Consider the following 13,922-nt stretch of genomic DNA (forward strand, 5'->3'; position numbering starts at 1 on the left):
TCCTCGGTTTCAGGGTCGGATTCGGGTGGTGGGCCGGGCGGAACACGCGTGTCCGGCCCGGCCGTTCGGCTCAGAAGTTGCCGAGCCCACCGCAGACGTTGAGGGCCTGCGAGGTGATGGAGGCGGCGGTGTCGGAGGCGAGATAGCCGACCAGGCCCGCGACCTCCTCGGGGGTCGAGTAGCGGCCCAGCGGGATCTTCGCCTGGAACTTCTCGAGGATCGCCTCCTCGGTGGCGTCGTACGCCGCCGCGTAGCCCTGGCGGACCCGCTGCGCCATCGGCGTCTCGACGTACCCCGGGCAGACCGCGTTGACGGTGATGCCGGTGGGGGCGAGTTCGTTGCCGAGGGCCTTGGTGAAGCCCACGACACCGTGCTTGGAGGCCGAGTAGGGGGCGCCGAGGACGACGCCCTGCTTGCCCGCGGTGGAGGCGATGTTGATGACGCGACCGCGGTCCTTGGCGCGCATGCCCCCGGTGGTGAGCACCTCGCGGGTCAGCCGGAAGACGCTGTTGAGGTTGGTGTCGATGACATCGGCCCACAGCTCGTCGGTGATGTCCGCGGTGACTCCGCCGCCGCTGCGGCCGGCGTTGTTGACCAGCACGTCGACGGTGCCGAAGCGGTCGACCGCGGCCTGTACGAAGGTGCGGGCGTCCTCCGTGGAGCGCACGTCGAGGGTGGTGCCGTCGACGTCGAGGCCCTCCTCCTGGAGCTCCTTCACGGTGGCGGCGACGTTCTCCGCGGTGCGGGCGCCGATGAACACCCGGTGGTTCTGGGCGGCCAGGAGCCGGACGACGGCGAGGCCGATTCCACTGGTGCCGCCCGTGACCAGGGCGACCCTCTTGTCCTGCTGCGACATGTCGTTGTTCTCCATCAACAAAGGGACGTGGTGGTGCACGGCCGCCGCGCCGGGGAGCGGCGCGGCGGCCGTGACGAAGGGGCGGTACGGGGCCCGGTGCGGGCCCTCGACCGTCCGTCAGGAGGCGACGGGCTCCTTGAGGTGGCTGTTGATCGCGTCCACCAGGGACCGCGGGGTGCGGTTGTCGGTGAAGACCTCGTCGTCGAGGGATATGCCGTACTCGCGCTCGATGCGGCCACCGGTCTCCAGGAGCGCCAGGGACTCGTAGCCCAGCTCCTCGAAGTCGGTGTCGAGGATGTCGCCGTCGAGGTCGACACCCTCCTCCGCGCCCGCGGCCTCCAGGAGGATGCGCTTGAGGTCCGCGATGGTGAATTCCTTGGTGGACATAAGGGTCCCTTTCTGGGATTCCGTACCCCCGTTGGGTGCGGAGCGGTGAGGTACCGCCGCCGGTGGGCCGGCGGGCCGGCAGGGGAGGTCAGTCGACCGCGCGGACGACGACGGCGGAGTTGAAGCCGCCGACACCGCGCGCGAGCACGAGGGCGGTGCACACCGACGCGGTGCGCGGCTGACCGGTGACCAGGTCGAGGTCGTACTCGGGCGACAGCTCGACGTTGGTGGTCGGCGGGATCAGGCCCTCGCGCATCGCCAGGACGGCGGAGACCACGTCGACCGGGGCGGCGCCGGAGTAGAGGCGGCCGATCATCGTCTTGGGCGCGGTGACCGGAACCCCGGAAGGACCGAAGACGGCGGTGATCGCGTCGGCCTCCTGGCGGTCCAGGTCCCGGCTGCCCGCGGCGTCGGCGAAGACCACGTCGATGTCACCGGCCGCGACACCGGCGTCGGCGAGGGCCACCTCGATGGCGTGCCGCAGCCCCGGCTCCCGGTCGCTGCCGGGCTTCGGGTCGAAGGTGGCGCCGTAGCCCGCGACCTCGCCGTAGATCTTCTCGGCGCCCCGCTCGCGGGCGGTCCGCTCGTCCTCGAGGATCAGCAGCGCACCGCCCTCGCCCGGCACGTAGCCGTTCGCGTCCGCGTCGAAGGGCAGGTACGCCCGCTCGGGCCGCTCGCTCCGGGAGATCCGGCCGCCGGCGAGCTGCGCGACCCAGCCCCAGGGGCAGATCGAGGCGTCGAAGCCGCCGGAGAAGATCAGTTTGCTGCCCTTGCGGATCTGCCGGCGCGCCTGGGCGATGGCGTCGAGGCCACCGGCGTGGTCGCTGACGACCACGCCGCTGGGGCCCTTCATGCCGTTGCGGATGGAGATCTGGCCGCTGTTGACGGCGTAGAACCAGGCGAAGGACTGGTACGCGCTGACGTACTGGCTGCCCTGGCTCCACAGCTTCTTCAGCTCGTTCTGGCCGAACTCGAAGCCGCCCGACGTGGAGGCGGTGACCACGCCCATGTCGTACTCGGGGATGTTGCCCGGCTCGACGCCCGCGTCCTCGAAGGCGCAGTCGGCCGCGACCAGGGCGAGCTGGGTCATCCGGTCGGTCTGCGGGATCAGCCGGCTCGGCAGATGGTTCGCGACCTCGAACCCGCGGATCTCACCGGCCAGTCGGGACGGGTACGACGACGGGTCGAAGCGGGTGATCGGCCCGATGGCGTTCTTGCCGACCCTGGTGGCGGCCCAGAACTCGTCCACGCCGAGCCCGTTGGGCGTGGCGACGCCGATTCCGGTGATGACCGTCCTGGTGCTCATGCCGCGCTCCTCTCGGGACGGGCCAGCACCATCGCGCTCTGGAACCCACCGAATCCGCTGCCCACGGTCAGCACCGCGTCGGTGCGGTGTTCGCGCGCGGTGAGCGGCACATAGTCGAGATCGCATTCGGGATCGGGTGTGTGCAGGTTCGCGGTGGGCGGCACGACGTGGTTCTCCATGGCGAGCACCGAGGCGGCGATCTCGATCGAGCCGATCGCGCCGAGCGAGTGGCCCACCATCGACTTGATGGAGCTGACCGGTGTGCGGTACGCGTGGTCGCCGAGGCTCAGCTTGAACGCGGCGGTCTCGTGCCGGTCGTTCTGCTTGGTGCCGGAGCCGTGCGCGTTGATGTAGTCGATCTGCTCGGGGTTCATCCGCGCCTCGGCGAGTGCGGTGTCGATGGCCTCGGACATCTCACGCCCGTCGGGGCGCAGTCCGGTCATGTGGAAGGCGTTGCAGCGAGAGGCGTAGCCGGCGATCTCGGCGTAGATGTGCGCGCCGCGCTTCCTGGCGTTCTCGTACTCCTCCAGGACGAAGACCGCGGACCCCTCACCGAGGACGAAGCCGTTGCGGGTGCCGTCGAAGGGCCGCGAGGCGTGCTCGGGGTCGTCGTTGCGCGGTGTGGTGGCCTTGATCGCGTCGAAGCACGCCATGGTGATCGGCGAGATCGGGGCGTCCGTCGCGCCGGCGATCATCACGTCCGCGGTGCCCTCGCGGATCAGCTCGACGGCGTGGCCGACCGAGTCGATGCCGGAGGTGCAGCCGGTGGAGACCACGGTGGCCGGGCCTTCGGCGCCGACCGCCCACGCCACCTCCGCGGAGAAGGAGCTGGGCACGAAGTGGTTGTACAGGTGCTGCGGCGCGTAGGTGTGGTCGACCAGGTCGAGCCTGCCGTTGTCGCTGACCACGCGGTACTCGTTGTCGAGCCCGGTGGTGGCGCCGACGGCGCTGCCGATGGTGACGCCGGTGCGGTACGGGTCGTAGCCGGCGAGGTCGAGCCCGCTGTCGGCGAGCGCCTCGCGGGCGGTGACCACGCCGAACTGGGCGGCGCGGTCCATGCGGCGGATCTCCTGCGGAGTCAGCCCGTGCAGTTCGGGGTCGAAGTCGGCCTCGGCCGCGACCCTGGAGCGGAACGAGGAGGGGTCGAAGAAGGTGATCCCCCGGGTCGCCGTGCGTCCCTCGCTCAGCAGACTCCAGAAGTTCTTGGCGCCGATACCACCCGGCGCGAGCACTCCCACTCCTGTGATGACTACCCGTCGGCCCACTGGTCGTGGCCTCCCATCGTGTCGGCGGAGGACGGCGTCATCGCGCGGCCGTCCAGTCGTAGAAGCGCGTGGCCATCGCGTCGGCCGGCGAACGCCAGGTCGCGGGGTCGTACGCCTCGATGAACGGCTTGAGGTCCTCGCTGATCCGCACGAACCGCGGGTCGGTCTTGGCCTCCTCGATCAGCTCGCCACCGTTCTCGCCGTCGAAGTCCTGCAGGTGGAAGTACAGGCCTCGGTACGAGAACAGCTGACGGCGCCGGGTGCCCATGCGGTGCGGCATCTCGGACCCGTCGAAGTCGGCGAACAGCTTGGCGACTTGGGCGCTGGACTCGACGTCCATCCGCGCCACGATCAGGGTGCTGTGCATCTCTTCTCTCTTTCTGGGGTGAGCGGGCCGGTCCGTGGTCCGGGGCTCAGCCGTTGAGGGGTGCGCCGAACCAGCGCTCCAGCGCCATCGGCAGGTCGTGGTGGCTGCCGGGTGCGGCCCAGGCGACGTGGCCGTCGGGGCGGATCAGGACGGCCGTGGTGCCCCGCAGCCCGCTGGTCGCGGTGACGGGGCCGGGCTCCGCGGTGACGACGTCGACCCGGTCGGACCAGGCCGCGGCGCGGGCCCGCAGGCGGGGGTTGTCGGCGAGGTCGAGCAGGACACCGCGGGCGGAGTGCAGGAGCGCGGTGCTCGTCGTCGGCCTGGTCGCGGTGGTGAGCTCCAGGTTCGGCATCCGCCTGCCGAGCAGGGGGTGGCTGCCGCCGCCGACGTCGTACGTGATCTCCAGACCGCTCACCATGGCCGCGAGGTGCTGGGCGACCTCGTCGTACCGGATGAGTTCGGTCAGCACGTCGCGCAGCGGCTGCACCTCGGGGCCGCTCAGGAAGAGCAGGCCCTGCGCCTGGGTGTTCATCAGCAGCCGTTTGCCGACCGCGTGCCGCTCGCTGTGGTATGTGTCCAGGAGCGCTTCGGGGGCGGTCCCGTTGACGACGGCGCCGAGCTTCCAGCCGAGGTTGACGGCGTCCTGGATGCTGGTGTTCATGCCCTGCCCGCCGGCCGGCAGGTGGATGTGGGCCGAGTCGCCGGCCAGGATCACCCGGCCGCGACGGTACTCGGTGACCTGGCGGGCCGCGTCGCCGAAGGCGCTGACCCAGACCGGTTCGGCGTGCGAGATGTCGTCGCCGGTGAGCCGCTTCCAGGCGTCGGCGACCTCGTGCCAGGTCGGCGGGGTCTCGCGGCGCTGCGGCGGGGTGCCGCGCTCGCAGACGATGATGCGGGTGATGCCGCCGGGCAGCGGGCCGACCATGACCATGCCGCCGGGCAGCGTCTCGCCGATCATGCGGGGCTGCAGTTCTATGCCCTTGATGTCGGCGAGGAACATCTCCATCGTCGCGGAGGTGCCGGGGAAGTCGAAGCCGGCGGCCTTGCGGACCATGCTGCGTCCGCCGTCGCAGCCCACCAGGTAGCGGGCGCGCAGGGTGTGTTCGCCGTCCGGGCCGCGCACCTCGACGGTCACCCCGGCGCCGTCGTCGGTCAGCGAGAGCACTTCGTGGCCGCGCCGGATGTCGGCGCCCAGGCTGGTCGCCCACTGCTCCAGGTGGGTCTCGGTCGCCGACTGGGGCACGCTCTTCGCGGCCTGCCAGGCGCCTTCGAGCACACCGAAGTCGATCGGCAGTCCGCCGAAGTGCCCCTGGTTGCTGGTCTCGACCTCGCCGAACCGGGACAGGATGTCCCGTTGGTCGAAGACCTCCATCGTGCGTGCGGTGAAGCCGAGGCCCCGGGACTCCCTCGTACGCTCCGGGAGACGCTCCAGGACGACGACATCGACGCCCGCGAGCCGCAGTTCGCCCGCCAGCATCATTCCGGCGGGGCCCGCGCCCACGACTATGACGGCAGCGTCCATGTACCTCTCCTTGGCGTTCGGTGGAAATTCCTTCGAGGTGCAGCTCAAGACAGAACTGCGGAAGCTAGTAAGAAGCTTCTTCGGCGGGGAAACGAAAGACAAGAGCCGTATGTTCACGTCTCCGTGAGGTTCCGTCAGGCAGGTGTGCGAATGGAAGGAGGAGTCCAGAGAACCTACAGAGGCATGCAAAGTCGGCCCTCTGCAGGGGGTTTCCGTCAGATTCTCAGCAGCATGCGCGGCCAGCTTCAAATGCATGTCAGAGCTTCAACAGAACATGCCCTGTCCGGTTGCCCTTCCAGGACGCACGCAATTACGTTTCCGGTCCTGGATTCCATGACGAGTTGGGGGCTTCGGTGAACCGGGAATCGATCCGTACGGGCATGGTGACCACGAGGTGCGCGGGCGTGGGATGCCGGCACCGGGAGGCCGCCGGACAGGCACGGCGCCTCGCGGTGTCGGGCACGATGCTGTGCCTGTCGTGCCGGGACCGGCTGGTGCGGGAGCTGCGGCGGTTGCCCGCGCTGTACGAGGAGTGCGCGCGGCGGCTCGACATCAGCGCGGACCGCGAGCGGGACCGGGTCTCCGGAGGTCCGCTGCCCGGCCTTCCGCTCAACACGGCGGCCATGGAGGCGCGTTCCGCGATCGTCTCGGTGCTGTCCTCCTGGTCCGCCGCGGTCTCCCAGGAACGGGGGGTCGCCGCGCCCCGACGCGTGGTCGAGCGGCTCGCCGAGTTCCTGCTGCGGCACTCCGGCTGGCTCGCCGCGCACGCGGCCGCGGGCGAGTTCTCCCAGGAGGTGGCCCGGTTGGCGCGCGGCGCCACGCGGGTGATCGATCTGGGGCCGAGCAGGCGCCTCGCTATCGGCGGCTGTGTGGAGGACGGATGCCCGGGCCGGCTCACGGCGTCGGTCCGTCCGGAGCAGCCCGGCGTCCCGGCCGAGATCACCTGCGACGCCGCGGCCGACCACCGCTGGTTCGGCCACGAGTGGCTGCAGTTGAGCCGCCTGATGAGCGCGCGGAAGGACCTGGCGGTGGCGGCGGACGGCGGAACGGCCGGGGTGTCGACGGACGCGCTCCCTGAAGCGGACTCGGTGGTCAGGACCCGCTGGTTCAGCGCGGCCGACGTCGCCCGGCTGTGGAACATTCCGTCGGGTACGGTCTACCGCCACGCGAGCCAGCAGCAGTGGCGCCGCCGCACCAAGCAGGGCCGTACGTACTACCACGACGCGGACGTCCACAAGACGCTGAGCGCTCTGCGCCGTACCGCCTGAATTCCTTCCGCACACCGCCCGGCCGTGGCCGTCCCAGGTGAAGACACCGGGACGGAAACGGCCGGGCACTCGTATTTTCCGGAGCCCTTCCCATCGGTTTCCGCAGGGTTACGGAATACAGTCGGCCGCCCCGGTTCCTTTCTCCGGGGCGGCCGAACAGGGGAATTGTCGGGCGTCAGTCCTTGATTTCGCAGATCGCGGCGCCGGACGTGAGGGAGGCGCCCACCTCGGCTCCGAGGTCCTTGATGATGCCGGCCTTGTGCGCATTCAGGGGCTGTTCCATCTTCATGGCTTCGAGAACGACGATCAGGTCGCCTTCCTTGACCTCCTGGCCTTCTTCTACGGCCACCTTGACGATGGTGCCCTGCATCGGGGAGGCGAGGGTGTCGCCGGAAGCTGTCGGGCCCGACTTCTTCGCGGCCCGTCGCTTCGGCCGGGCGCCCGGCGCCCCACCGGTGCGGACGGGCATGGCCAGCGATTCCGGCAGAGAGACCTCGACGCGCTTGCCGCCGACCTCGACGACCACCGTGCTGCGCCCGGTGCCGTCGTCCTCGGTGTCGGTGCCGGCGGGGGCGAAGGGCTTGATCTGGTTGTCGAACTCGGTCTCGATCCAGCGGGTGTGGACCGTGAACGGGTCGGCGGTGAAGGCGGGGTCGACCACGACGGCCTGGTGGAACGGGATCGCGGTGGCCATCCCCTCGACCTTGAACTCCGCAAGCGCGCGGGCCGCGCGCTGCAGGGCCTGCTCTCGGGTGGCGCCGGTGACGATCAGCTTGGCGAGCAGCGAGTCCCACGCCGGGCCGATGACCGAGCCGGACTCCACGCCCGCGTCCAGGCGGACACCCGGGCCCGACGGCGGCGCGAAGGTGGTGACGGTGCCGGGGGCGGGCAGGAAGTTGCGGCCCGGGTCCTCGCCGTTGATGCGGAACTCGAAGGAGTGGCCGCGCATCTGCGGGTCGTCGTAGCCGAGTTCCTCGCCGTCGGCGATCCGGAACATCTCCCGCACCAGGTCGATGCCGGTGACCTCTTCGGTGACCGGGTGCTCCACCTGCAGGCGGGTGTTGACCTCGAGGAAGGAGATCGTGCCGTCCATGCCGACGAGGAACTCGACCGTGCCGGCGCCGACGTAGCCGGCCTCCTTCAGGATCGCCTTCGACGCCGCGTACAGCTGCTCGTTCTGCGCCTCGGTCAGGAACGGCGCGGGGGCCTCCTCGACCAGCTTCTGGTGACGGCGCTGCAGCGAGCAGTCACGGGTGGAGACCACGACCACGTTGCCGTGGGAGTCGGCCAGGCACTGGGTCTCGACGTGACGGGGCTTGTCGAGGTAGCGCTCGACGAAGCACTCGCCCCGCCCGAACGCCGCGACGGCCTCGCGGACGGCGGAGTCGTAGAGCTCGGGGACCTCTTCGAGGGTGCGGGCGACCTTCAGGCCGCGACCGCCGCCACCGAAAGCGGCCTTGATCGCGATCGGCAGGCCGTGCTCCTCGGCGAACGCGACGACCTCGTCCGCGCCGGAGACCGGGTCGGGGGTGCCGGCGACCAGCGGGGCGCCGGCGCGCTGGGCGATGTGCCGGGCGGCGACCTTGTCACCGAGGTCCCGGATCGCCTGCGGCGGCGGGCCGATCCAGGTCAGACCGGCGTCCAGGACCGCCTGCGCGAAGTCGGCGTTCTCGGAGAGGAACCCGTAACCCGGGTGGATCGCGTCCGCCCCCGAGTCCTTCGCCGCCGCGAGCACCTTGGCCATGTCCAGATAGCTGGCGGCCGGGGTGTCACCGCCCAGGGCGAACGCCTCGTCGGCCGCGCGGACGTGCAATGCGTCCCGGTCCGGCTCGGCGTAGACGGCCACACTCGCGATCCCCGCGTCCCGGCACGCCCGGGCCACACGGACTGCGATTTCGCCACGGTTGGCGATGAGCACCTTGCGCACGACGTATCAACTCCCCCGTTGGTCCTACTACTTCACTTCAGCCTCGCTGCGGCTCGCCCCACAGGTCCAGGCGTGCCTGTACATGTCTTCGTCAACTCCGTTATCAAAGAAGCAAGTTGACCATCAAGCGCACTCCGCCGGCTCCGCGTACCACGCACGCATCCGCGGAAAGTGCGCGTCCTGCGCCGTACCCGGCGCCGACCGCCCCAGATCGGTCCAGATCGGTGTGCTGTCGAACCAGTGGTCGGTGGTCACCATCGCGAGGGCGCGCGACGCTTCCGGGTCCTCGCGCAGAAGGTCGCGGGCCTGCGCGGGAGAGAGCTCCGGCAGCGTCGGCGCGAGCCCCGCGACGCCGGCCACGGCGCGCAGCAGTTCCGACGCCTGGACCGGAGCGGGCAGCGCCGCGTGGTAGACGGGCGCCGACAGGCGCGCCGCCGGGGCGAGCCCGACGCCCACCATCAATGCGGCCAGTTCGGCCACGGAGATGACGGAGAGCCTGGCGTCCCAGCTCGACGTCCCGCCGGGCAGCGCCCGCAGCAGCCGGGCGAGCCCGGGTACGACCCAGTCGTCGCCGCGGCCGTACACGAGGTAAGGGCGCAGCACGATGCCTCCGGCGGCCAGGACGGCGTCCTCGGCCGCCGCCCGGCTCCGTGACGTCGGCGACCCCGGGCTGCGTTCGAGTTCCTCCGGACGTGCGCCGCGGAAGGTGCCGCGGCCGTACACGGACGCGGTGCTGAGGTGGACGAGGCGGGAGACTCCGGCGCGTTGCGCCTCGGCGACGAGCGCGGCGGTCCCCCGGGCGTTGACGGTGTGATTGTCCTCGGGTGTCCCCCCGATCAGGGAGGCGCAGTGCAGCAGGACGTCGACCCCGTCACACGCTCCGCGCAGCGAGTCCGGTTCGGCGAGGTCGGCCCGTACGAACCGCACCGGGCCCGCTCCCGGCCGGTCCGGCGTACGGCGGTGGCTCATCAGGACCAGGGCGGCGCCCTGCCGGGCGGCTTCGGCAGCGACATGGCGGCCTGCGAACCCCGCCGCGCCGGCGATCATCACGGTCTTCACCGGGCACCTCTCGGCTCTGCGGGCGGGGTCAACGGGCCGGCGTGCTCAGGGTGATGTCGGCGGTGAAGACGGTCGAACCGCCCTGCACGCCGCTCACACGCACGGGTGTCACACCCGCGAAGGGCTCGCCCGGGACCGCCTCCATGCGGCAGGGCGCGTCGAGCTCGGCGTACCGCGTGAAGGTGCTGTCGATTCCGGTGACGAGTTTGTCGGGGCAGCCGGTGGCCGCGTACGCGGCCTGCCTGGCCGCCTCCAGAAGCACCATGCCGGGTATGTGGTCGACGGGGTGGTCGAAGAAGATCGGATGCGAGCTGTCGATGCGCACGGCCCAGGAGCGACGGCCGTCGGCCGCGCCGCCCTGCCCGATGACCGGCCCGCTGTCGACGTCCTCGGTGAGCACCACGTTCTCGGGGCTGAACCGCCCGACCGTCGCCGGGTCGACCGGCGGCCCCGCGACCTGCGTCGTGCTGGTGGGCCGGCCCTTGCGCAGCCTGCGGTAGACGTCCGGGGTGATGCAGGCGAAGGACGCGGAGGCGGTGGCCAGGCTCTTGCCGCCGATCATCACGGTCACGTCGTAGCGCATGCCGGAGAGCTTCCCGCCCCGCCGGACCACATCGCGGCACCGCGTGTACAGCTCGACCTCGGTGGGCTTCGGGCTCGAGAGGAGCAGCTCCGGGCTCGTGGTGACAGCGATGTCGCGCATCATGAACTGGTGCCCCAGCGGCACCGCGAACTCGGCGTGCGCCAGCAGGGAACCGACCTGACGGACCGACTCGACCAGGAGCATCGGGTCCTGGTAGCCGCCGGACCGGGTGAAGAGGGAGTGGCCGCGCGGCCACTGCGCCCGGACCACGAAGGACTCGCCCGCCCCCTCCGGCTCCGCGACCGCCTGCCAGTCGGTCAGCAGGACCTCCGCGACCGCCGCACGGTGCACGAACTCGCGGGGCACGGTGGTGGTCAGGACGCTGTCCGTCATCGCCGGCAGATCGACGACAGCGGTGGTTCCGAACGCTCCCGACCTGTGCGTCCTGACGTTCCGCCGGGGCTCGTGCACTGAGAAGGCATGGGTCTGCGTCGACATGCGTGCCACTCCTGAGCTGCTGTGGGCAGGGGAAAACACCCCAGAAACCGGCGGCGCCCCCGTGCCGATGATCGGACCCCCCAAGTACAGACAGGTCTGTCCGATAAAGCAAGTAAAACTTGACCGCCGCTTTACCGTCACTTGCCACACCCTCCGCCAACCGGCCGTCCGACCCCCCAACCGGAGCCAGAGGCTCCCTTTTGACGCCTCGTCAAGTGTCTTAGGCATCACTTGTATCTCTCTTTACAATCAGACAAGTCTGTTTGGTACCTTGGGCATTGTCACCCTCCGACAGCCCGCGAGCCACGCCTGTCACCCAGGAGAGAACACCATGAACCCGCAGGTCATCGACACATTCGGGCCTCACCGCACAAAACGGGACCGCCCCACGGGCCCGCTGCCAGGGCGTACAACCACGCCTGCTCCTCTGCTCTCGCCCGCGTCCGCGGTCGAGCACAGAGTCCTGCGCATCCTGGTCGTGGAGAACGAGAAGGCCGCCGCCGACGCGTTGGTCCAGGGCCTGATGCGACAGGGCCACCACGCCGAGCACGTGGACACCGGCGGCGCGGCCCTGAACGCCCACCACGAAGCCGACCTGGTCCTGCTCGACCTCGATCTGCCCGACCTGGACGGCCTCGAGGTCTGCCGCGGCATCCGGACGGTCAGCGACACCCCCATCATCACCGTCACCGCGCGCGGCAACGAGCTCGACCGGGTGCTCGGCCTCCAGGCCGGCTCCGACGACTACCTGGTCAAGCCGTACGGCTTCCGCGAACTCCTGGCCCGCATCGAAGCGGTGATGCGGCGCTCCGCCCCCCGCACCCGGACGGCGCACGCCATCTCGCACGGACCGCTGCACATCGACGCGTCGACGCGCGAGGTCACCCTGGACGGCGACGCGGTGGAGCTGACCCGCAAGGAGTTCGACCTGCTGCATCTGCTCGCCATGCGCCCCGGAGCCGTCGTCTCGCGCCGCCAACTGATGGCGCAGATCTGGGACGACACCTGGTCCCGGCGGGGACGTACCATCGACACGCACGTCAGCAGCCTGCGCGGCAAGCTCGGTTCCAGCAGCTGGATCATCACGGTCCGAGGCGTCGGCTTCCGCCTCGGCCACCCCTGAGCCTCCCGCACCCCCACCCGCCCGACCGCCCCCGGACGGCCGCTCGCCCCTGACTTTGGGCACGGACGTCCCACTGGAGAGAGGTCGGGCCATATGATGCAGACAAGTCGGTCTGCCAGCGAGCACAGGGACGAGAGATGGCACTGCAGGAACGCGGGATCAAATCCCGGAATCTGCTTCTGAGGGCTGCCGCGGAGGTCATCGACGAACGCGGCTACGACTCGGCGAGCACCACCGAGATCCTCGAGCGGTCGGGGCTGACCCGCGGCGCCCTCTACCACCACTTCCCTTCCAAGGAAGCCATCGCCGTCGCCCTGCTCGCCCTGCACGGCGAGGCGGTCACCGTGGCCGCGCAGCCGGTGCGGCTCCAGGCCGTCATCGACCACACCTTCGACTTCGCCTTCGGGCTCCAGCGCGACCCCGTGCTGCGCGCGTGTGTGCGCCTCGCGGTGGAGCAGAGCACCTTCCGCAGCCACGCCTTCACGCCCTATCAGCAGTCCGGCGAGGCCATTCAGATCCTGCTGGGTCAGGCGCAGGAGCAGGGCGAGCTGCTCCCCGGCATCGACCTGGCCGAGGCCGCGGACATGATCACCGGGACGTTCACCGGGATACAGGTGATGTCGCAGGTCCAGACGGGCCGGCAGGACCTGCCCGAGCGCGTCGCCATGATGTGGCGGTTCCTGGTGCCGGGCCTCGTCAACCCGGGCATGATCGGCCACTTGCGCCTCACTCCGGCGCCGGCATCGGCTTCGGCTTCGGCCGAACTGTCCGGTGCCGTACGGGAGTAGTCCGAACGGCTCCGAGGCCCCACGCCAAACGGTGCGCGGCGCCCGTCCCACGTCCCCGACGTGGGACGGGCGCCGCGCACCGGCGTTTCCCTTCGCGCACACCGACGCACGCGGATTCGACGCGCGCACCTTCGCCTTCCGTATGCGTTCAGTCCCGCCGCCATACAGACCTGTCTGCTTGGCAGTTCACGACCGCCCGCGAACCGGCGAGAATCCCGACATCATTAAAGAGACACAGAGAAATCAAGCCCATTAACCGCACAAGGGTTGTCAGAAAAAACAGGCAGGGTTGTATGCTTTCGGGGTGGGGTAACCCCCTACCCCATCTTGCCCATGTGCGTCTCTTTGATTCAGCAGCCGTACAGGGGTCGTAGCGGGACTGAAGAGCAGGAAGCTGATGGAGAGACATCCCGAGCACACCCGTCAGGTACTCATCAGCGCCACGGCGGGTCTCATAGCCGACGGCCCGTTCACCGACGTCGGGCTCGTGAACATCTGCCGGGCGGCCGGGGTGAGCAGAGGCGCTCTCTATCACCACTTCGCCTCCATCGCGGAGTTGGTGGCGCGGGTCTACGACCAGGCGCGCGCACGCGTGGACGAACTGTTCGACGAGTCGTACAGGAAATCGAAATCCGCCTCGGAAGCGCCCGCGGAATTCAGTATCGCCCTGTGCGCGGCGCTCCTCGACGAGGACCTGGTGCGCGCGGGCGTCCGGATCGGACCCGACGGTACGAACGCCCCGCCCCGGTTGCGCGAGCAGGCGTTGGCGAAGGTGCGCGAGCAGATCGTCGCGAACTGCCCCGCGGACCACGAAGAGGCCGAGGACATCCACGGCGTGGCCGACCTGGCGATGGTGATCACCGCCGGGCTCGAGTCACTCGGCCACACCGACGCCTACTGGTGGCAGCCGGAGACGACCCGGCGGATCTGGGACATGGTCAGCAGACCGGACGCGGCCTGATCCGTACGAGGG

13 protein-coding genes are annotated in these 13,922 nt (G+C 70.2%); 4 read left to right on the forward strand and 9 right to left on the reverse strand.

Annotated features, from left to right (window positions below):
- Positions 1 to 70 precede the first annotated feature (70 nt).
- From fabG to ACWCO8_RS01355, 6 genes are all read right to left on the reverse strand, one after another.
- Positions 71 to 856 (reverse strand): 3-oxoacyl-ACP reductase FabG, encoded by a 786-nt coding sequence (gene fabG, locus ACWCO8_RS01330; RefSeq protein ID WP_451030359.1) that lies wholly within the window; start codon positions 854 to 856, stop codon positions 71 to 73.
- Positions 857 to 973: 117 nt separating this feature from the next.
- Positions 974 to 1,243 (reverse strand): acyl carrier protein, encoded by a 270-nt coding sequence (locus ACWCO8_RS01335; RefSeq protein ID WP_362017384.1) that lies wholly within the window; start codon positions 1,241 to 1,243, stop codon positions 974 to 976.
- Between the two features lie 88 nt (positions 1,244 to 1,331).
- Positions 1,332 to 2,549, reverse strand: a complete 1,218-nt coding sequence (locus ACWCO8_RS01340; RefSeq protein WP_451030360.1) for a ketosynthase chain-length factor — start codon at positions 2,547 to 2,549, stop codon at positions 1,332 to 1,334.
- Entirely contained in the window at positions 2,546 to 3,814 is a 1,269-nt protein-coding gene (locus tag ACWCO8_RS01345; RefSeq protein WP_451030361.1) for a beta-ketoacyl-[acyl-carrier-protein] synthase family protein, read from the reverse strand. Before ACWCO8_RS01345 ends, ACWCO8_RS01340 begins: the two co-directional genes overlap by 4 nt.
- 37 nt (positions 3,815 to 3,851) lie before the next feature.
- Positions 3,852 to 4,181 (reverse strand): TcmI family type II polyketide cyclase, encoded by a 330-nt coding sequence (locus tag ACWCO8_RS01350; RefSeq protein ID WP_362017390.1) that lies wholly within the window; start codon positions 4,179 to 4,181, stop codon positions 3,852 to 3,854.
- Positions 4,182 to 4,227: 46 nt separating this feature from the next.
- The gene (locus tag ACWCO8_RS01355) at positions 4,228 to 5,703 is read right to left on the reverse strand and encodes an FAD-dependent monooxygenase (RefSeq protein ID WP_451030362.1); all 1,476 of its coding nucleotides are present in this window, start codon (positions 5,701 to 5,703) and stop codon (positions 4,228 to 4,230) included.
- Positions 5,704 to 6,083: 380 nt separating this feature from the next.
- Here ACWCO8_RS01355 and ACWCO8_RS01360 point away from each other — a divergent pair, with 380 nt between their 5' ends.
- Positions 6,084 to 6,971 (forward strand): hypothetical protein, encoded by an 888-nt coding sequence (locus ACWCO8_RS01360; protein WP_451030363.1) that lies wholly within the window; start codon positions 6,084 to 6,086, stop codon positions 6,969 to 6,971.
- Between the two features lie 175 nt (positions 6,972 to 7,146).
- Here the strand turns inward: ACWCO8_RS01360 and ACWCO8_RS01365 are convergent, their stop codons facing one another.
- The 3 genes from ACWCO8_RS01365 to ACWCO8_RS01375 all read right to left on the reverse strand — a co-directional run bounded on the left by ACWCO8_RS01365 (position 7,147) and on the right by ACWCO8_RS01375 (position 11,038).
- Positions 7,147 to 8,898, reverse strand: a complete 1,752-nt coding sequence (locus tag ACWCO8_RS01365; protein WP_451030364.1) for an acetyl/propionyl/methylcrotonyl-CoA carboxylase subunit alpha — start codon at positions 8,896 to 8,898, stop codon at positions 7,147 to 7,149.
- A gap of 123 nt (positions 8,899 to 9,021) precedes the next feature.
- Entirely contained in the window at positions 9,022 to 9,957 is a 936-nt protein-coding gene (locus ACWCO8_RS01370) for an NAD-dependent epimerase/dehydratase family protein (RefSeq protein WP_451030365.1), read from the reverse strand.
- A gap of 28 nt (positions 9,958 to 9,985) precedes the next feature.
- Positions 9,986 to 11,038, reverse strand: coding sequence for a ScbA/BarX family gamma-butyrolactone biosynthesis protein (locus tag ACWCO8_RS01375; RefSeq protein ID WP_451030366.1), 1,053 nt, complete (start codon positions 11,036 to 11,038; stop codon positions 9,986 to 9,988).
- Between the two features lie 331 nt (positions 11,039 to 11,369).
- On the opposite strand from ACWCO8_RS01375, the gene ACWCO8_RS01380 reads away from it, so the two are divergent.
- The 3 genes from ACWCO8_RS01380 (at position 11,370) to ACWCO8_RS01390 (ending at position 13,910) form a co-directional block, all read left to right on the forward strand.
- Positions 11,370 to 12,161, forward strand: a complete 792-nt coding sequence (locus ACWCO8_RS01380) for a winged helix-turn-helix domain-containing protein (RefSeq protein ID WP_451030367.1) — start codon at positions 11,370 to 11,372, stop codon at positions 12,159 to 12,161.
- A gap of 137 nt (positions 12,162 to 12,298) precedes the next feature.
- Complete coding sequence (locus ACWCO8_RS01385) at positions 12,299 to 12,949, forward strand: ScbR family autoregulator-binding transcription factor (protein ID WP_451030368.1); 651 nt, start codon at positions 12,299 to 12,301, stop codon at positions 12,947 to 12,949.
- 397 nt (positions 12,950 to 13,346) lie between these two features.
- Positions 13,347 to 13,910 carry a TetR family transcriptional regulator gene (locus tag ACWCO8_RS01390; RefSeq protein ID WP_451030369.1) on the forward strand — a complete coding sequence of 188 codons (564 nt, stop codon included), beginning with the start codon at positions 13,347 to 13,349 and terminating at the stop codon, positions 13,908 to 13,910.
- Positions 13,911 to 13,922: the final 12 nt, after the last annotated feature.

The organism is Streptomyces sp. NPDC001927, assembly GCF_053594455.1.